A 22,503-nucleotide genomic window follows, 5' to 3' on the forward strand; every position below is an offset into this window, starting at 1 on the left:
GCCGCATTTCCCTGTTTTTAAAAGCGCCTGTGCGCTTACCGAAAGTTGACCATGTCCAAGCCCGTTTACACACCGCCAGCCTCTGTCAAGTCGGCCAGCAGCTTGCGCCGCCAAGTGGTTCGGGTGGCGCAGTTGCCGCTGGCAGCGGCGGTGTCGCTGGGCGCAGGGGTACCTTGGGCGGTGGCGCAAACCACCAACGGCACGGTCATCACCACCTTGAGCGGCTCGGCCGCCACTCAAACGCTGGTCAACAGCCCGCAAGTGGGGCTCAAAACGGTCACCACCACCACCTTGCGCGATGGCAATGCCTTCAACAACTTCTCGCAGTTTCAGGTGGGCAACGGCGACACCGTCAAGCTGGTGGTGCCCACCGGGGCCAACTGGCTGGTCAACGTGGTGCGTGATGGGCGGGTGCAAGTCGATGGTGTGCTGCAAAGCCGCCTGGGCTCGGACGCGGGCGTGGTGGGCGGCAATTTGTTGTTCATCGACCGGCACGGTTTTGGTGTCGGCCCCAATGGCCGCATCGACACGGGCCGGCTGACTTTTGCCGCGCCCTCCACCACCTTTGTGGATGCCATGCTGGCCTCTGGCCCGGGCTTGTCGGCCAACCAGGTCACGGGCATTTTGTCGGGGCAGTTTGAGCGTTCAAACACCGGCTCGGTGCGCATCGATGGCGAAATCAACGCCCGCGATGGCGTGCAGATCATGGCCGGTCAGGGCCAGGACGCCGCGCAAGCGGTGGTGGTTAACGGTCGTGTCATGGTGGGGGGCCGCGCAGCGGGCTCGGCGGTCAACCTGGGCGATTTGCGCAGTTTGAACCCGGTGGTCGAGCGCGATGGCGTGATCGACATCACCACCCCGGGCGATGTGCTGCTGAACGGCAAACTCTTGGCCGACGCCTCGCACTGGAATCAGGCCGGAGGGGTGCGTGTGGTGGCCGGTGGCAACATCGATTTGGGGGCACAAGCGCTGGTGTCGGCCACGGCCGCACTGGGCAGTGGGGGCCAGGGCGGGCAAGTGAGCTTGTTTGCCCATGGCAGCGCCAGCAACGCGGCCGGAGCCACTTTGGCCGCGCGGGGTGACGGCACCGGTGCCGGGGGTTTCATTGAGCTGTCGGCGGCCAAACAAATCCACCTGAACAGCGTGACCCTGGACGCGGGCAGCGACCAGGGCCCGGCCGGTCTGGCCTACATTGACCCGGAAGACTTGGTGGTTTCGGGCAGCGTGTACACCAACGGGGCCAACCTGTCGCTGGACGCCACCAAAACCTTGAAGGTGAACTCCGGCGTGACGCTGAACACCCGCAAGGTGACGGCAGCGGCAGGCTCGGCCAGCGGCGTGGCCGCAGCCGCCACCGCCATCGGCAACAACCCCTCAACGCCCTCTTTGGGCCACAGCGGCAACATCACTTTGGAGGCCCCGTCGATCACGGTGCAGTCGGGGGCCACGCTGGACGCGTCGGTCATCAACCAAAGCGGCACCACTTACACCGCCGGAGACATCACACTCACGGCCAGCAAGGCCAGCGAATGGGTCACCTTCATCAGCATGGCAGAAGCCAACGCCAGCATCGATGTGGCGGGCACACTGACCGGGCGCAATGTCACGCTGACGGCCTCGATCGAGTCGGCCGCCTCGTTTGGCGGCACCTCGGGGGCCATCCAGCAAGAAGCCGTGAACCTGGCGCTGAGCGAAATGCCGTTTGCAGCCAGTCTGTCTTATGTGCAGGCCAAGGGCAATGCCACCGTCACTTTGCAGCCCACGGCGGTGCTCAGAGCCACCGAAAACATCGCCCTGACGGCCATGGCCGACCGTTCGGTGAGTGTGGAAACCGCCACAGAAGGTTCGGCCAAAGCCAACCTGAGCGCTGGTTTTGCCCGCGTGCTGGGCAACACCACGGTCGACGTCAAAGGCGGGGCCAGCCTGCAAGCCGATGGCGACATCGCTTTGGTGGCCGCCTCCAAGACCACGGTCAGCATGGCCAGTGCGGCAGCGGGTGTGACCGATCCCGACACCGGCGCAGCCAATGTGGCGTCGATTGTGTTTGCAGGATCCACTTCCGAAGTGAACACCACCGTGAATGTGGCGGCGGGGGCCACCCTGCAAAGCGGCGGCGATGTCTTGCTGCAAGCCTTTCATTCGGGTCAGTACGACACCACCGCCGAGGTGACGGTGTATGGCGGGGGCACGGCCGGGGTGGTGGGGGCGCTGTCGCTGCAAAAGTCCACCACCAGCGTGACGATGGACGGGCAGATCACGGCCGACGGCCACGTCAGCATCATGGCCATGAACGCCTCGGCCAAAAACGCGATTTCGGCCACTTCGGCCAACGCCTCTGAAGAAGAGGAAGAAAGCGCTTTGGCCGGATTGCCCACTTCTTTGGAATATTCCAAGGACGATGCAGGCGCTGCGGCCGAAGCAGGTTTGTTGGCCAGCTTCAAGGCCATGGCAGATGAGGTCTCCGGCGGCGCGGACACGGAATCGGGCGGTGCACCGGCCGAATCCAAACCCCCTGCCCTGCGCCTGGCCGGGGCCTTGACCTGGTCGGAATCACACCACACCACCCGCGCCACGGTGGGCGCAGGGGCCATCGTCACCGCCGGGGGCAACGCGGTGGTGGACGCCCAAACCCTGGTGGGCCAGCTGCAAAGCGTGGCCACCGCCGAAGCGACCTCGGACACCAAGGATTCGCAGGGCACCAAGGTCAGTCTGGCCGCCGCTTTCAATTACGGCAACCACAACATGACCACCCGCGCCTTGGTGGGCTCGGGGGCCCAAATTACGGGCAACCATGTGGCCGTGCATGCAGCCACCGACATGCCCGAGTTCTACACCAACGGTTTGCCGCTGGACTGGAGCAGTTTTTCCTCGGCCTATGCCAACATCATGGGCGGCACCGACTTTTTGCTGGACGGCTTCAACACCCGCGTGGGGGCCACGTCTTCGGCCACCAACCTGGCCGCCGCCGGGGCGGTGAACTTGAGCTTCATGAAAAACGACACCCGGGCTTGGGTGGACACGGGGGCCAAGCTGACCACCCGCATCACCGGGGGAGCCGCCTGGACGTATGACGTGAAAGAAGTCGGGTTTGATTCGGACTTGGTGGAAATGCTGATCCCCATCAACACCTACAGCCTGGACAAGGACTTGGGTGTGCTGGGCGACTTTGTCAGCACCACACGGGTCGCCCCCACCGGGCCCGAGGTGGACGAGATCAATTTCACACGCAGCTTCAATGGATCGACGGTGGTCAAAGCCGCCAACCATGTGCAGACCTTGCACCACGCCGGTGGCCCTGCCCCGGCCGCAGGCGCATCGGGCACCTCGGTGGGGGGCACCTTCTCAATGGTGTCGCGCGACAACACGGCCATTGCCGGCATTGCCGACCGGGCCGAAATCAACACCTTCCGGCTGGAAACCACGGCCGAGACCGACGACTGGCTGGTCTCGATTTCGCCCACCTCGGGCCAAGGCGCGGGCGTGGCCGTCAATGGCATCGCGTCTTACAACAAGCTCAAGGAAACCACCCGCGCCTCGGTCAGCCGCGAAGCGTTTGTGAATGCCACCCAAGTGGCGGTGGAAGCGAACGCCTCGTTGGGGGTGATTGCCATGACCGGCGCCGTCTCGCGCAGTGAGAATTCGGGCGTGGGCATTGGCCTGGCCATCAACAGCATCACCGGGGACACCCGCGCCTATGTGGGCGACAACGACGCCGATTCGGGCGGTGCCGACACCACCGAGGGCACGGTGGGGGCCATCGTGGCGGGGGCCATGCGGGTCGAAGCGCGAACCGACGGAAAAATTGTGGCCATGGCGGTGGCCGGGGCCACAGCGGGCGAAAAACCACCCGCCGACAAGCCCGCTCCTCCGAAGAGCACCGGAGAAAACCTGGCCGACAAAACCGCCACCGATTCGGCCGACACCCAAGCACAGCTGGACGGCAGCGATGCCAGCATGGCCCCCGTGGCCGAAGCCAGCGAACCGGCCAAAGGCTCGGGCTCAGACAGTGCCGCTGCCAGTGAACCGGCCGCCAGCAAGCCGCCGAGTTTTGCCATTGCCGGGGCCGGTGCGATTGTCACCAACACCACCGACCTGGACACCACAGCGCTGGTGGACCGCGCCGTGATCAAGGCCGAAGGCGCAGGCACCCTCGGTTTGACGGTGCGGGCGCTGTCCGATCTGACCCAAGTGAGCGTGGCCGGTGGCGGCGCGCTGGCCATGTCCAAAAACGCATCCACCACCTTCAGCGCCGCCATTGCGGGCGCTGTGGCTTTGCAAAAATCGGACGACGACACCACCGCACGCATTGTGGACAGCAGCGTGACCGACTTGGCCGACACCGCCACCAGCTTGAACGTGCAGGCCATCAAGTCGGGCGAGCGCACGGCTGTGGCCACGGGTATTTCGGCCAACCTGTCCAAAGGCAGCAAGACCAGCGTGTCGGTGGTGGGGGCGGCCTCGGTCACCACCACCAACGATGACACCCTGGCATCGATTGAAAACTCCACCGTCACGGGCAATGTGGCCAGCCCCACGGCAACGGGTGTGACCGTGGTGGCCTATGACCGCAGCCGCATTGGCGCGGGGGGTGGTGCCTTGTCGGTGAGCACCGGCAAGGGCTCGGCCGGGGTGGGTGCGGCCGTCTCGATCGTCAATGCCAATGGCAGCACACAGGCGCAGGTGTCCGGGGGTGCGCTCACGCAGGCCCACGACTTGTCGGTGCTGGCTTTGTCCTCGCAAAAAGTGGTAGGCGTGGGCGCGGTGGCGGGGGTGCAGACCAGCAGCGACGCGACTTCGGCGGGCCAACTCATGGGCTCGTTTGTGACCAACCACGTCAGCACCACCGTGAGTGCGGGCGTCAAAAACAGCGCGGTGGTCAACCTGACGGGTGACTTGGTCGTGCAAGGTGGCGGCACGGCCGCCAGCGCCACGGCAACGCTGGACAGCTTGATCGGTGCGGTGCGTGCGTCCGAGGTGATCGACTTCGAGATGAGTTCGGCCAGCAACGGCTACACCAGCGAATTCAAAGACGCGGTGGGCGGCGAAAGTGTGGTGGGCGTGGCGGGCACCCTGAGCGTGACGCTGGGCAACAACGCCTCCAGCCTGGGACTGTCGTATGTACACAACGACATTCAAACCACTTACGGCGCACAGCTCAATGGCAACATCACCGCCACCGGCGGCGTGAGCGTGTCCGCCATCAGCCGGGCCGACATCGTGGGCGTGTCTGCGGGCGTGGGGGCGACCAAAGGCAAGTTTTCGGGCATGGGCTCGGCCAGCGTGAACCTGATGGGTCAGCGCACCCAGGCACAAGTGACCGGCGGCACGGTCACGGCCAGCCAGTTGAGCGTGAACTCCGAGACCAATGGCAACACCTTTGGCCTGGCCGGCAACCTGAGTTTTGCCGTGGGCGGGGGCAATGGCAAGGCCGCAGGCGCTGCCGTGGCCTACACCCAAAACGGCACACGCACCTACACCTCGGGCGGCTCGTCCATCAGCACACGCTCGGCGGGCAATGCCGCCACCATCGACGCCACCACCGTCAACGTGGGTTCGGGCACGGTGCAGGTGCAAGCCAGCAACACCAGCGATGTGATGTCGGTGGCCGCCTCGGGCGCAGCGTCCACGGGCAATGTGGGCTTTGCAGGCACCGTGACCGTGAACGAAACGGCCGATGTGACCGAAGCCCGCATTGGCACGTCCACCGTCACCGGGGGCACGGTGCGTGTGCAAGCCGGTGAAGGCAGTGGTGCCAGCAGCGCCCGCATCCGCTCACTGGCCGGTGGCGTCTCGGCGTCCAAGGGCTATTCGGGCGCTTTAGCCTTGGGCTACAACACCATCGAGAGCACACGCTCAGCGCAAATTTTGTCGTCCACCATCAACGCGGGCACGGCGGTGTCGGTGCTGGCCGACTCGGACGCCAGCATCCAGACTTTGTCGGTGACCTTGGCCGGTGGCAAAGACTATGCGGCTGCAGGTTCGTCCAGCACCAACGTGCTCAATGGCACGACCTTGTCCAACGTGGACAACAGCACCCTCAACGGCTCGGCCACCACATTGACGGTGCACGCCTCGCAAGCGGGCAGCATCGAGTCGCTGGCCGGTGCGGTCACGGGCGGGGGCACCGGGGCCATTGGGGGCTCGGTGGCGGTCAACCACATGGGCAAGGGGCCTGAAGACTTCAAGGTCACGGCACGCCTGAAAGACTCGGTGTTGGTGGCGCCGGTGGCGGTGACCGTTGACGCCAAGCTCGACGGCTCGATCCGCTCGGTGGCCGCCTCGGGCAGCGGTGCGGGCACCACGGCCATCAACGGCAGCGTGACGAGCAACGTGATCGAGTCCGATGTGCAGGCCCTGGTGGTGGGCGGCAGCCAAAACAGCAACGGCGGTGCCTTCAAGGTGCTGGCCGACAACGATGCCGACATCGCGTCCCTGGCGGGCACCATCAGCGGGGCCGGAACGGCCGGCGCTGGCGTGGCCGTGTCGACCAACGAAATTGGCGGCAACGTGACCGCCAGCCTGCAAAGCTACACGCTGCGGGCCACCGGGGCCGTTCAGGTCGATGCCACCTCGTCGGGCAACATTGGATCGATTGCGGCCGGTTTGGCCGGCGGCGGCACCAACGCCTTGGCGGGCTCCAACACGACCAACGCCATCACCTCGCAGGTGCTGGCGCAAATGAGCAGCGTGACGCAGTCGGCGGCGTCCTCGTCTTTGCGGGTCAAGGCACTGGACAGTTCCATCATCAAGTCCTTTGCGGGCACCGTGTCCGGGGGCGGCACGGCTGGGGGCGGCGCGGCCTTTGCGCTCAACTTTTTGGGCCGCACGGCCACCAATGCCGACAGCAGCAAGGGGGTCAAGGCCCAGGTGCTCAACAGCAGCTTGAACTCTGGCGGGGCGGTGCAGGTGCAGGCCCTGTCCTCGGGGTTGATCGAGTCCATGGGCATGGCCGTGGCCGGTGGCGGCAGCGGCGCGGTGTCGGGCTCCAACACCACCAACTTGCTCGAAGACGACATCGTGGCCACTTGGTCTGGCGGCTCGCTCAATGGCACGGCCACGTCGCTCACGGTGCAAGCCGATGACTCGGCCACCGTGCGCACTTTGGCGGGCAATGTGGCGGGCAGCGGCGGGGGCGCGTTTGGTGCGGCCATTGCCGTGAACCAGGTGGGCAGCGCAGTGCAGGCCACGCTGACGGGCATGACCCTGAACGCGGCACCCGCGGTGGTGGTCGATGCCGACATGCGTGGCGAGATCAAGTCGGTGGCGGCCTCGGGGGCTGCATCGAGTGGGGCTTCGGTCAACGGCAGCTTCACGACCAACCAGCTCACGGCCAGCGTGAAAGCCCAGGCCACCAGCGTGACGCAAGCCACCAACGGTGGCGCGTTCACCGTGAGCGCCGACAACGACAGCGACATCTTTTCTTTGGCGGGCACCATCAGCGGATCAGGCGCTGCGGCCATCGGCGCGGCCGTGGCCGTGAACGAAATGGGCGGCGATGTGACCGCCCGGGTGGCCGACAGCACCTTGCGGGCCACAGGCGCTTTGGGGGTCACGGCCACGTCGTCGGGCACCATCAAATCGGTGGCAGCCGGCATGTCAGGCGGCGGCACGGTGGCCCTGGCGGGCTCCAACACCACCAACGCCATCACCTCGCAGGTGTTGGCGCAAGTCAGTGGCGTGACGCAATCGGCGTCTTCGTCGTCGGTGCGGGTCAAGGCGCTGGACAGCTCGGTCATCCAGTCGTTTGCAGGCACGGTGTCCGGGGGCGGCACGGCCGCTGGCGGTGCGGCGTTTGCGCTCAACTTTTTGGGTCGCACGGCCACCAACGCCGACAGCAGCAAAGGGGTCAAGGCCGAGGTGGTCAACAGCAGCATGAGCTCAGGCGGCGCGGTGCAGGTGCAGGCCTTGTCCACCGCCACCATCCAGTCCATGGGCATGGCGGTGGGTGGCAGCGGCAGCGGCGCGGTGACCGGCTCTAACACCACCAACTTGCTTGAAGACGAGATCACAGCCACTTGGTCAGGTGGCTCGCTGTATGGCACGGCCACCTCGCTCACGGTGCAAGCCGACGACGCCGCCACGGTGCGCACTTTTGCAGGCAATGTGTCGGGCAGCGCCGCAGGTGCGTTTGGCGCGGCCATTGCGGTCAACCAAGTGGGCAGTGCGGTGCAGGCCCATTTGTCGGGCATGACCTTGCACGCGGCAGCGGCAGCGGCCGTGGCGGTGGATGCCGACTTGCGCGGCGAAATCAAATCGGTGGCGGCCTCGGGCGCGGCCGATGGCGTGACCTCGGTCAATGGCAGCTTCACCACCAACCAACTCACCGCCAGCGTCAAAGCCCAGGCGGTGAGCGTGACGCAGGTCACCAACGGCGGCGCGTTCAGTGTGACGGCCGACAACGACAGCGATATTTTTTCTCTGGCCGGCACGATCAGCGGCTCGGGCGGAGCGGCCGTGGGCGCGGCGGTGGCGGTCAACGAGATTGGCGGCGATGTGACGGCTCGCGTGGCCAGCAGCACGGTGCGCGCACCCGGTCAGGTCGATGTGCAGGCCACGTCTTCGGGGGTCATCAAATCGGTGGCGGCCGGCATGTCCGGCGGCGGCTCGGTGGCCCTGGCAGGCTCCAACACCACCAACGCCCTCACCTCGACGGTGTTGGCGCAACTGGACAGCACCAATTTGGTGGTCAATGCCAGCGCTGTGAATGTGCTGGCCCGTGACACCTCGAGCATTCAGTCGTTTGCGGGCACCGTGGCGGGCGGCGGCGCGGCCGGGGGTGGCGCAGCTTTGGCCTTGAATTATTTGGGCCGCACGGCGGGCAATGCCGACAGCAGCAAAGTGGTCAAAGCCGAGGTGCTCGCCAGCAATGTACGCGTCGCAGGCCCAGCGGTGGTCAGCGCCTATTCGACCTCGTCCATCGAGTCGATTGGCGTCGCCGCAGGAGCCAGTGGCACAGCCGCCATTTCGGGGTCGAACGCCACGAACTTGCTCGAAGACGAGATCACGGCCAACTGGACAGGCACCAACCTGTCCAGCACCAGCTCACTGACGGTGAGCGCACGACAAGCCTCCAACATCGACTCTCTGGCGGGCAACGTATCGGGCAGCCTGGGTGCAGCCGTGGGGGCTGCTGTGGCGGTCAACCGCATTGGCACCGTGACCCGCGCGAATTTGCTGGGTGAACCCATTGCGCGGTTTTATGCAGGTCAGGGCAATTGGACCTTGAGCGGTGACGACCTGGTGGTGTCCACCGAGAGCGACAACGAAATTGACACGATTGCCGTAGGCATGAGCGCCGGTGCGGCCGGTGTGCAAGGCTCGGTGGCGGTCAGTGTCATCAACGCACAAACCCACACCACCGTGGGGGCTGACGCCACCGTCAGCGACCTGTACTTCACCGATTCGGTCGCCATCACAGCCAACAGCCGGGACCGCATTCGCGCCTTGGCTGGCGCTGTGGGTTTTGGGGCCGCCGGGGTCGGTGCAGCGGGCGGGGTGCTGACCAACATCATCACCAGCAGCACCACTGCGGGCGTGGTCGGTTTGGACACGCACATCAACGCCATGGCCCAAGGCAGTGGCCTGACGGTGCGCCAGTCGAGCCTGGCCAGCGCCCCCAATTTGATGAACATCAACCAGGTGTCAGACTCGGTGATGAACGGAGCCAGCTTTGGCACCCGAACGGTCAAGGGTCTGGCGGTGCAAGCCACCGCCATTCAGCAAATCGGGGCGGTGACAGCGGTCGCTGGCGGCGGTTTTACGGGTGCTGCAGGTGCGGCCATCAATGTGGACCAGATTGGTGGCACCACACGCGCCTACATTGACAAGGCACGCTTCATCCAAGACACAGCGGGCGCGAATGCCGCCCAAAGCCTGGATGTGATGGCGGCCAACCATGCCATGGTGGCCAGCTCGGCCTCGGCCCTGGCCATTGGGGGCGTGGGGGTTTCGGGTTCTTTGGGCACCGAAATTGTGGAGCGCGCCACTCGGGCCGAGATCATCGGTGGCGCACGGGTGTTTGCCAAAGGCGCTGCGGATGTCAAAGCCGTGTCCACCAATTCCGTGGCGCAAATCTCGGTCGGGGCCGCAGGCGGCGCTTCTGCGGGTTTGGCCGGCAGCGGCGATGTGGTGCTGCTCAAGGGCACCACCGAGGCCTTGATCGACAACAGCACCTTGTCGGCCGACACCGTGTCGGTGGTGGCCGATGGCACCAACAGTGCCAATTTGGTGGCCGGCTCCATTGCAGGGGGTGGCGCTTTGGGCGCGGGCCTGAGCTTCACGGTCAATGTGTCGGGCTCGACCGTACGGGCCAAAGTCAACAACACCACCCTCAAGGCCGATGGGGCCGTGGTGATTGACGCCGACAACCGCACCGAATCGTTTGCCGTCAGCGCAGCCGCTGCCGTGGGCGGCTTGGCGGGTGTGGCCGTGGGCGCTGCAGTGACGGTGATGGAGGGTGCCACCGAGGCGGGACTGACCGGCACGTCCACGCTGGGCCGGCGCACCTTGGCTACGGGCTTGGTGGCCTCGTCCAACAATGCGCCAGTGGCGATCACCCTGGCGTCGGACTATGACCAGGTAGGCACGGGCAACCAGACCCAGCTGCGCTTTAGCCTGAACGACTTGAATGGTCGGGTCAATCCGGCTTCGGCCGTGGTCACGGTGTCCGATGGCGAACTCACGGTGACCGCCGTGCGCCAGTCCGACGGCACCTACACCGCCAACGTGGCCAGCCTGGCCGACGGCCCCTTGATGGCCAAGGTGGTGCTGACGGAGAGCGGCACCAGCAAGGCGTCGAGCACGACCTTGTTCAAATCGACCGGCATCAACAGCTCGGAAACCGCCCCGGTGTTGGGCGCTTTGCCGGTGGCAGCCACACGCATTGCCACTTTGTCCAGTTTTGACCAGGTGGATGCCCGCAACGACAGCGCGGTGCGTTTTGTGCTCAAGGGCGACAGCGGGATTCAGCCCACCGGCACAGCCGTGGTCACGGTGGGTGATGGCACACGTTCGGTCACGGCCACACGCAACGCCGACGGCAGTTACACCGCCGATGTGCGCACGCTGGGCGATGGCGTGTTGACGGCGGTGGTGACCACTGGGGTGGGCGAGACCTCGCGGGTGACCCTGAACAAGGCCTCGGGTGCAGGCTCTTTGTCGGTCACGGCCAATGAGACGGTGACGCTGAACCACAATGCCGGGCAAATTGGCGTGGGTGGCGTGGCGGGCATTGGCTCGTCGGCCAACGTGGTGGTGGGCAAGAGCACGGTGGTGGCCAAAGTGGACGCCTCCAGCGTGCGGGTCTCGGGTGCGCTCAATGTCAAGGCCGAGCGCGAGGCCAACATCGACATGATCACGGCCACCGCAGGCGGTGGCGGTTTTGTGGGTGTCAGTGGTGCGGTGGGCGTGTTGGTGTTTGGCAGTGCGCCCGACAGCAATGCCAACAGCGAATTGACCGGCAGCTCCAGTACCCTGGGACAAATTGGCTCGGTCACCCAAGCCAACCGTTCACAAGGCTCGGGCTCGGCCCTGACCACGGCCGAAAGCGATTCGGCCAACAACAGCGGTCGCTACGACACCCAAGGGGCGTATGCAGGGGCCTCGGGCAGCCACCGCACCTCGGCCACCGTGGCCGCGACCACAGTCACGGCCGGCTCACTGACGGTGGCCAGTCTGGACCGCACCTCGGTGGACAACAACGCCGGGGCCGTGGCCTTGGGCGGAGCGGCCGGCATCAGTGCAGGCGTGGCGATCACCCTGCTGGGCGGGGCCAACCACGCGGGGGTGTCGGTGGGCAATATGGCCGTGGCCGGCAACATCGACATTCAGTCGGGCAACCGCACGCCCAGCGAGGGCGTTCCGGCCGTTGAGAGCCGGGCGATTTCGGGCGCGGGCGGTTTTGTGGGCGTGGGCGCCGCGGTGTCGGTGGCGTCCAACACCACGGCCAGCACGGCCAGTTTGGCCGGCACGTCAAGTGCCGGGGGCTCGGTGAATGTGCAGGCGCTGGACCAGGCCTCGATGCGCAGCGAGGCCGTCGGTGCCACTGCCGGTGTGGTGTCAGTCGGGGTGGTCACAGCCACTGCCACGCAGTCGGGCAGCGTGGCGACCACGGTGAGCGGTCAACACAGCGGCACGGGCTGGACGGCGCAAGCCGAACGCAGTGCGACAGCCGCCGCCCAAGCCACGGGGGGCTCGGCCGGTGTGTATGCAGGTTCGGGCGCAGGCGCGACCGCCAGCGACAGTGGCTCGGTCACTTTGACACTGGCCAGCAACACGGTGCTCGACGCGGGCACGGGCGATTTGTCGCTCTTGGCCTTGTCGACGCCCAGCGCAGACGCCTACGCTTTGGGCGTTTCGGTCGGGCGCGGCGTGGGCATGGGGGTGTCGGTGGCGCTGTCCGAGGTGGACACCAACGTGCAGGTGCTGGCCAATGGACCGCTGTCTTTGAGCGGCAAGAACATGCTGGTCAATGCGGTGCTGGGCCACGGCGACTCGAGCGTGACGGCCAAGGCTGTGGCCGGTGGCGGGGGCTTGCTCTTGGGCGCACAAGGCGCCGGGGCCACGGCCAGCAACCAAGGTACAGCCGCCGTGACCTTCAGCAACGGGGCCACTTTGGCAGCCACGGGCGATGTGGCCATCATGGCCAACGACGCCATGCGCATGAACTCGGATTCCACCGGGGTGGGTGTAGGGTTTGTGGGGGCCGGTGTGGCCGTGGCCATGACCGAGAGCAATTCAACCGTCTCGTCCAATGCCAGTGGCTTGGCCGGGCGCGTTCAAGGCACCTTGACGGTGAGCGCACGGGGCGACGAGTTGATCGATGCCGATGCGGTGGCGGGCAGCGGCGGTGTGGTGGCCGGGGCGGGGGCTGATGCCCGCATCAACCATGTTCAAAACGTCAGTGCCACTTTGTCCAGCAGCGGCTCAGGCCTGCTGGTGGATGGCCTCACGGCCGTGACGGCAGAGCGCAAGGTGCGCTTTGACACCCAGGCCTCGACCATCAATGCCTCGGCATTTGGGGGTTCGGGTGCGGTGACCGTGGCGTCTCTGACGGGTTCGGCCACAGCCAAATTGGGCAACAACGCCAAACTGACGGGGGCCCAGTTGCAAATTTTGGCCACCAACGATGTGGAGCGCACGGACCTCACGGCCATCAACGTACAAGGCGGCGGTGGCGGTGTGATTGCCGGTGCGGGTGCCGATGCCAAAACCATCCTGAATGGCAACGCGGTGGCCGAAATCGGGGACGATGTGGTGTTGAACCTGGGCGACAGCGGCAATGGCTTGCTGGAAGTGCGGGCCTACAACCAGTTCCGGGGCTCGTCTTTGGGACGCCTGGACATTGGCGGGGCATTGCCGATTGCTTTGGTGGACACCGAAATCAACTCGATCGCCAACGCCACGGCCAAATTGGGTGCACGCGACAACATTCAGGTGGCCGGTGATGTGCATGTGAACGCCTTGTCCTATGTGGACATTGAGGCCAACACCATCACCAAAACCTATGGCGCAGCGGCCGCAGCGCAAGGCGATGCGCTGGCTTTGGCCAACGTGACCAACCTGGTCAGCGTGGGCACGGGCACCCAAATTGTGGGTGAAAACTCGGTGTCGCTTTTGGCCGGTCAAGACAAGGATTTTTGGCGCAACAAAAACTTTGTCACGGCGCGGGCCGATTTGTTCAACCACTCGGCGATTCCGGTGTCGGTCAACCCCGACGTGCAAGCCACGCTGAACCTGACCAACAACCTGACGCTCGACAGCCAATCGGTTCGCTCGGGTGGCTTGATCCAATTGGGGGGCATCAGCGGCACTTACATCGTGGAGGGCAAGGGCAAGGTCAGCGACTGGACCCGCGAAGTGGGCGAGTTGATGGGTTTGAGCAGCGAGTACGGCAGCTCCAACAAAACCTTGACGGCCAATGTGGCCTTGAAAGGCCTGATTGAGGCGGGCTATGGCAACAAACAAAAACTGGTGATCAACGCCAATGGTTCGGTGGCGTCCAGCGAGGGCAATATCCGCTACAGCATTGGCACCGAAGACTTGGCCGCCACAGGAGCCGCCTACCTGGAAACGCTGTACAACCAGTTGAAAAACTACGGTGACATTCCCGAGGTGAGGGCCTTCGTGGAAGCCGAAATGGCGTTTTATTTGCAAACTCTGCTGCGCGAAGGTTTTGCCACCATCGAGACCGACCCCGATACCGGGGCCACGCAGATCGTGCCGCAAGAAAACGTGCCGGGCACCTTTTTGACCCTGAAAAATATCCGGGCTGGCAGCGGCAACGTGGAGCTGTTTGGCAACAACGTGACCGGCACCGCCACAGTGGTGGCCAGAGCCGACTCTGAAATTTTGATCGACAACAAGAGCCCAATGAACATCCGGGCCAAGGACCTGATCATCGACAGCAGCGGTGGTTTTGCCAAATACAACGGCACTTTCCTCAAGAGCAATGCCGACATTGCCAGCTTCAACCGCGATGTGAAGACGGGCATCAACATCACCGTGGACAGCATCGACACCCGAGGCGGTGGCCCGGCCGAGGCCTTGCCCACCATCAAGATCCTCAACAGCTATGTGTCCACGGGTGTGGTCTCGGCCAACCCGGTCATCGCCACCGCCCCGGATGGCAGCAGCGCCGATTTGCGGCAAGACCAGATGCGTTCGCCCGAAATCCGGGTCAACGGCTTGGCCTACAACAAACTCGGCTCGATCTTGCTGGACAACACTTCGGGCAGCATTTCGGTGATCGCTGAGGATGCGCTGTACACGCCGCGTCTGGATGGCCTGGAAATCACCGTCAATTCGGGCAAGAACTTTGTGCTGTCTTCGCCCACCGTGAGCCAGTCGATTGGGGGCTCACCCGAAAACCTGTATGCGGTGGCCTACAACGATGACCAGCAAAACAAGCTCAACAACATGGGCGTGGTGCGCTGCGGCACGGCCCGCGCCGGCAGCCCTGCCAGCACCAGCTTCTCATCCAATTGTTTGCGCAATGGCACGGGCGGCATTTACGCCAGTGGTGGCATTTTCCTGGGGGCCCGCTACCTCAACATCAATGGCACGATCCAGTCGGGCCAGTCCGACTACGCCGTCACACTGACCGACGCATCAGTGGGTTCAAGGATCAACAGCTGGAAAACAGAATGGCCGAGAAACCGGTCGCGCTCACCGCTGTTGCAAATCAGCGGCCGCCTGAGCACCGACAGCGAGTTGGATGTCACCAAACGCTTTGAAAACGGCACCATCACCCAAACCCAACGCGACAATGAATTGGCCGCCATTGCTGCACGACGCAAAGAACCCATCATCCACTACAACGCGTCCACAGACCGATTGCAAGTGGCCGAAACCAACATCACCGGCGGCTTGGTGGAGATGGTGGGCTCCATCATCAACACCGGTGGTGGTGTGGTCCGGGCGCTCGATGGTTTTGCCCGTTTCAACATCGACAACCAAACGTCTTATGGCCTGGATTTGCTGGGACTGGACACCGGCGGCGATGCGGGCGTGGTGCGCATCACCGACTTGAACCGCCCGGTCTACACGGGCAGCACCCTCACGGGCTACGAGGTCACCACCTACGAACGCAATGTGGCCGGTGTGTTCAAGTCGACCACCACGGCCGGTCGGGGGGCCACGGCCGCCGTTTTGCGTTCGAGCAACTCCACCCTGGCCAGTCCAAACCCCGCGCGTCCGGAACTCTTGGCCACCTTCAATTACAACCCGGTCACCAACAGCACCTATGTCTGGTCTGCGGGCTACGAATACAACCAGGAAAAACGCTACTGGTACCAGAAGTCGTCCATGTTGTGGGGGGCGATCAACCTGAAGGCGATCAACTGGAACAGTGTCGAGACCATCGTCAAAACAGCCTCGGCCATGGCCGAGGGCATTTATGTGACCACGGCCAGTCCGCCCTCTGGCAATTTCTGGATGGGCACGCAAACGATCACCACCGACGCAGAAAAAGAAATTTACAAGCGGCAGTGGAAGAAGTGCGGCTTCATGTGCTTCAAGAAAACCTTCTACGTGGATTACCGCACCGAGGTGGGCAGCAAGGATGTGTTCACCCAAAGGGTGCGTGCCGACCACCCGATTGCCATCGAAATGGTGGGCTACACGAGTGGTTTGATTCAAGTGGCCAGCAAAAAAGACATCCGTTTTTCGGGTGACCTGGTCAACGACGTGGGCTTGGTCTCTTTGACCAGTTCACTGGGCTCGATCGTGCAGCAGAGCGGCGGCACCTCGGTCACGGGCGACGATCTGCGCTTTTACGCCGCCACCGGCATCGGCAGCCAAGGCAGCCCGATCAACGTGATCACCGGCACCGGCTCGTTCACAGCCACCTCCACCAAGGGCAACATCGCCTTTCAGAGCTTGGGCGGTGCCTTGCGCATCAACCAAGTCTCGACCACGGGCAAGATTTGGTTGTTCGGCGACGAGGACATTGTGGGCGTGGACCCCAGCAAGGTGCATGTGTCGGGCAGCAGCATCGAAATTTCGGCGCCGCGCGGGGGCATTGGCAGTTTCAACGCCGATGGCTCGGTCAAGTCCACCCTCAACATCCAGACCGAAAACTCGGCGGGTGGTGGCATCACGGCCACGGCAGCACGCGGCATTGCACTCAAGCAAGCCACGGGCAACCTGTGGGTCAACCAGGTGGCCTCCAGTGGGGGCGATGTGTACATCGAAGCGGGTGGCGACTTGATCGACAACAACCGCAACGAGACCCGCGATGTGCGCACCGAAGAAGAGCTGTTGGCCTTGTGGAAGTCGGCGTCCTTGCAAGGCGCGGATGCCGAGGTCAGCCGCCAGCAAACCCTGCGCAGCGCCCGCAATTCCTTCCGACGTTACTGGGGCTTGCGCAATGCGGTGGTCACCTCGGTCAATCCGAGCACCGGTGCGGTGGTCAGTTACACCGCCGACAGCTACAACCCGGCCACCTATGCCTTCACCTACACCACCGCCGAAAAGCAGCAGCTGAGCCAAAACGGCCTGAGCGCGGCCCAGATCACGGCGCTGGAATCGGCACGCACGCAAGAGCTCAAAGATTTGCATGCGCTGTACGGCACCACCGCTTACCAGACCTCGGACACGCTGATCATTGACCAGATCAATGCGGCCAACGTGGCGGCAGGACGACCTGCGGTGGACGCCATGTCCACCTGGAGCACCGCCGAGTTGAGCAGTCCTCTGCCCAAGGCGATTTTCTCCAAGTCCTCCACCGACACCCAAACGCGCATCGAAGCACCCAACGTGATCGGCAACCGCGTGGTTTTGCGACCCGGTGGAAAAATCGGCCGAGACGATGGCGCGGTCACCATCAATTTGCTCAAGGCCGGTGGCCTGACCACCGAAGACCAGCTGACCATCATGTCGGCCGAGTCGGACGACATGGTGCTGAACAAATCGACCTGGATGCTGACGGTGGTCAAAAAGGACACTTTCGATGTGTTGTCCAACAAGCTGAACCTCACCTCCAACGGTTTTGTGTACCTGGGCTCCGAGTCCACCGATGCTTACCCCAACGGGGGTGATGCCAATCTGGAAAAAGTGGTCGGCAACGGCGAAATCCGCATCAAAGTCAGTGGCTCGGTGCTCAATGCTTCGGGCTCCACCGATTCGGTCATTCAGGGCCACAAGGCCATTTTGGAAGCGGCCACAGGCAGCATCGGCACCAGCCTCAAGCCGGTGACCATGACACTGACTGGCGGGGGCACCCCCAGCAATGCCACCTTGGTGGCACGCGCCCAAGACGGCATCTGGATCACACAGACCGGTGACATGCGGATTGCCGATGTGTATTCACCCGGCTTTGTGGGGCTGACGGCGCAAAACGCCATCATCGATGCGCGTGGCACTGAACGCACACGCTCTTTGGAGGCCGGTGAGGCATCGCTGACCGCACTCAATGGATCGGTGGGCACCTTGGCCAACCCCTTGGTGGTCAAGGCCAGCGCGTCCGGGGGCGTCAATGCCTCGACACCCACGGGCTTTTCGGTGTATTTGCAAGGCGCGGAAACAGGCCTGAGCGTCAAAAACATCAACTCGGGCCTGGACATTGACCTGTATTCGCCGACGGGCAACCTGCAAGCGCGGGGCAACATCAAGGCCATTGGCCGCTTGTCGGTAGAGACCGAGGGCACCGGCGACATCGTCATGGAAAGTGGCTCGATGTTCCAAGCCGTGTCGGGTGATATTTTTGTCGGGGCCGACGATGTGGGCCTGGGTCGGCTGGATGCCGCACGAGCCGTGGTGGTCAACGCCCGGGGGGCGATGACCAACAACAACACCGACACCAGCTTGATCAATGCCACAGGCCGCAGTGTGACGCTGCAAGCGGTGGGCTCGATTGGCACCAGCACCAAGGCCGTGGATGTGTTGCCCAAGGAAGTGACCCGTTTGATCGCCACGTCGAGCACTGGCGATGCCTACCTGAGCGCCAATTCGGGCATCTTGCGCGTGTCGCAAGTGGTGGCCAGTGGCATGGCTTCCTTGAGTTCGGCCTATTCCATCTTTGACGAACGCGGCACCAACGCACAGTCGGTGCAGGGGACGAACATTGCATTGTCTGCCGGGGGTGATCTGGGTCAGTCCAATTTGCCGATGACCTTGAAGACGGCGGCCAACGGCGTGGTCACCCAGGCCAGCGCTTATGGCTCGGTGTACGTGACTTCGCCTTGGGGCGTGTTGACGGTGCAAAACGGTCAGGCCACCACAGGGCAAATCTCCCTCAATGGCAGCGCCTATGGCCTGAACTTGACGGGCACCCTGAGCGCTGCACAAGGCTTGACCCTGAATGCCGGTGCTTATGGTTTGAACCTGGCCTCTACCGCCGACTTGAGCAACCAGGCGGGCAGTGTGGTCATGAAAGGGTCCACCATTGCGATGGCCGACGGGGCCAAGGTCCATGGCGGTCTGGGCACCCTGGTGCTGACGGCCACCGGCGACATCAGCTTGACGGGCCTGAGCTCGGACAATGCCACACGCAGCGCGATTTTGGTCTCCACCACCGCAGGCGCTGTGCGCGATGCGGGTGATGCCAACGCTTATGACCTGAAAGTCACGGCTGCAGGCGGTGGGGTGTCGGTCAGTGCGCTGGGCGATGTGGGCAACGCCGCTTTGGCCTCCTCGGCGGCAGGCCGCTTGCTGGACACCGATGCGTCGGTGCTGCAAATCACGAGCAAAACAGGTGCAGTGACCTTGGCGCAAAACAAGGCCACCACCGATGTCGCCATCACCTCGGCCAAAAACATCGAACTGCTGTCACAAGGCAGTGTGGTGGGCAGCAAGCTGTCGGCTTTGGGCGGCGGCTTGCTGGTGCGCAGCGCTGCAGGCGGTGTGCAACTGAGCAGCGGCACCAGCACGCAAAACCTGGAAGTGACGGCCGCTGGCCTGATCAGCCTGGGGGCCATCACGGTGCCGGGCGACATTTTGATCACCAGCACCACCTCGGGCGGCGTGACGGCGCAGGCCCTGACCGCAGGTCTGGGCATCATCGTGTCTGCGGGCACGGCAGGCAACCTGAGCTTGGGAGCGCTGAAGGCCCAGTCGGGCACCGTGGTCTTGGCAGCTGCAGGCGGCACCCTCTCGGCCACCAGCGCCAGCGCCACTGGCAACATCACCCTGGATGCCACGGGCAACACCAGCGTGGGAACCCTGAGCAGCAGCACCGGCGCGGTGGACGTGGAAGTGACGGCGGGCACCTTGACGACGGGCGCTGTGTCGGGCTCCTCAGCCGTGGCGGTCAAGTCCTCGGGCAACCTGAGCACGGGCGCTCTGACCAGCACCAACGCAGCGATCAACGCGCAGTCAACTGCTGGCTCGGTGGCCTTGGCTTCGGCCAGAGCCAACACAGGTTTGGTGGTCAACGCCAAAAATGACCTGACCATCACGACGTACAGTGTGAGCGCCGGCACGGCAGCCTTGACGGCGGGCACCACCTTCACCGGCACCAGCGGAACAGCCACTGGCCACATCACGCTGGACGCCGTGGGCAACACCAGTGTGGGCGCGGTGAGCAGCAGTGCGGGCACGGTGGACCTGGAAGTGACGTCGGGCACCTTGACGACGGGTGCTGTGTCGGGCCTGACCGGCTTGGTGCTCAAGTCTTCGGGCAACTTGGCCACTGGTGCCTTGACCAGCGCCAACGCGGGCATCAACGCCCAGTCGACAGCGGGCTCGGTGGCCTTGGCCTCGGCCAAAGCCGCATCAAGCCTGGTGGCCAAAGCCGCAAGCACTTTGGCAGTGACCACCTACGCTGTGAGTGGCGGCACTGCAGCCTTGACGGCGGGCACCACCTTCACCGGCACCAGCGGCACAGCCACAGGCAACATCACATTGGACGCCGTGGGCAACACCAGTGTGGGCGCGGTGACCAGCAGTGCGGGCACAGTGGACCTGGAAGTGACGGCGGGCACCTTGACGACGGGTGCTGTGTCGGGCCTGACCGGCTTGGTGCTCAAGTCTTCGGGTAACTTGGCCACAGGCGCCTTGACCAGCGCCAACGCGGGCATCAACGCCCAGTCGACAGCGGGCTCAGTGGCCTTGGCCTCGGCCAAAGCCGCATCAGGCCTGGTGGCCAACGCCAAAACCACCTTGGCGGTCACCACCTACGCTGTCAGTGCAGGCACTGCAAGCTTGACAGCAGGCACCACCTACACCGGCACCAGCGGCACAGCCAGCGGCAACATCACCTTGGACGCTGTGGGCAACACCAGTGTGGGCGCGGTGACCAGCAGTGGTGGCACCGTTGACTTGGAAGTGACCGCAGGCACCTTGACCACCGGTGCGGTGTCGGGAGGCTTGGGCGTGACCCTGAAGTCTTCAGGCAACCTGGGCACAGGCGCATTGACCAGTTTGAGCGGAGGCCTCAACGCCTTGTCAAGCACCGGTTCGGTGGTGATCACCTCGGCCAAGGCAGCCACCAGCTTGGTGGCCAACGCCAAAAATGACCTGAATGTCACGACTTACGCCGTCAGTGGAGGCACTGCTGTTTTGACCGCAGGCACAACGTTCACCGGTACCAGCGGCACAGCCACGGGCCACATCACCTTGGACACCGTGGGCAATGCCAGCGTGGGCGCTGTCAGCAGCAGCCAGGGCACCGTGGATCTGGAAACGACCGCCGGTACCCTGACCACCGGAGCGGTCTCAGGTGTGGCGGGCGTCGTGCTCAAATCCTCGGGCAATCTGAGCACAGGGGCACTGACCAGCACCAACGCAGGCATCAATGCCCAATCGACTGCGGGCTCGGTGGCTTTGGCTTCGGCCAAAGCGGGCACCAGTTTGGTGGCCAATGCCAACGCCGCATTGAACCTGACCACTTACACCGTGAGCGGAGGAACAGCCACCTTGACGGCAGGCACCACCTTCACCGGCACCAGCGGCACGGCCAGCGGCAACATCACCCTCGATGCGGTGGGCATCACCAGTGTGGGCACGGTGACCAGCAGCGCAGGCTCGATCGATCTGGATGTCACAGCGGGCACCCTGACCACGGCTGCAGTCACGGGCTTGACCGGTGTGGTGCTCAAGTCTTCGGGCAACCTGAGCACGGGTGCGCTGACCAGCGCGAACGGGGGCATCCATGCCTTGTCCACCATGGGTTCCGTGGCCTTGGCCTCGGCCAAAGCGGGCAGCAGCCTGGTGGCCAATGCCAAAACCAGTTTGGCCCTGACGACTTACACCGTGAGCGCGGGCTCAGCCACCTTGACCGCAGGCAGCACCTTCACCGGCACCAGCGGCACCGCCAGTGGCAACATCACCCTGGATGCCGTGGGCATCAGCAGTGTGGGCGCAGTGACCAGCAGTGCGGGCACGGTGGACCTGGAGGTCACAGGTGCAGCACTGACCACTGGCGCTGTGTCAGGGGGGGCGGCGGTTTTGCTCAAGTCATCGGGCAACTTGGGCACAGGGGCTTTGACCAGCTTGAACGGCAGCGTCAACACCGAGTCCTTGACAGGTTCGGTGGCGGTGACAGCCGCCAGCGCCAAGACCGGTTTGGTGGCCAAATCGGGCACCACCCTGAACATGACGTCCTTTGCGGTCAGCGCGGGCGCAGCCCAGGTGACGGCGGGCACCGATTTCACGGTCGGCACGGGCACGGCTTATGGCCCGATCACCCTGAACATGACGGGCATCGGCTCGCTGGGCACCTTGACCTCGACCACAGGCGCGATCAGTGCCACCAGCAGCTTGAAAGGCTTGAGCTTCACGACCTTGAAGGCGGGAACAGGCATCACGCTGCGGGCAGCGGCCAATATGGGATTGGGCCTGAACCCGGCCTTTGCCATCATCGGCACCAACTTGGACGCTGGCACAGGGGCGGTGGATGCACAAGCGACCACAGGAAATGTGCAAATTGGCAAACTGATGGCTGCCAGCGCCAGCACGGTCAAGGCACTCAGCGGCAATTTGAAAATCACCACCGTGACCTTGCCAGCCACCATAGGCCTGACGGCCTCTGCAACGGGCACGCGATCTTTGCCCATCGGCTTTTAA

General features: G+C 64.2%; 1 protein-coding gene. It reads left to right on the forward strand.

The window, feature by feature from the left end; all coding sequences use genetic code 11:
- The first annotated feature begins 51 nt into the window (after positions 1-51).
- Positions 52-22,503, forward strand: a complete 22,452-nt coding sequence (locus AMM41_RS05415) for a leukotoxin LktA family filamentous adhesin (protein ID WP_089954089.1) — start codon at positions 52-54, stop codon at positions 22,501-22,503.

Source organism: Limnohabitans sp. 2KL-3, from assembly GCF_001269405.1.
GTDB lineage: Bacteria > Pseudomonadota > Gammaproteobacteria > Burkholderiales > Burkholderiaceae_C > Limnohabitans_A.

Excerpts from the sequence above, each read along its gene's own strand:
- AMM41_RS05415 (WP_089954089.1), top strand. The coding sequence starts at position 52 with ATGTCCAAGCCCGTTTACACACCGCCAGCCTCTGTCAAGTCGGCCAGC.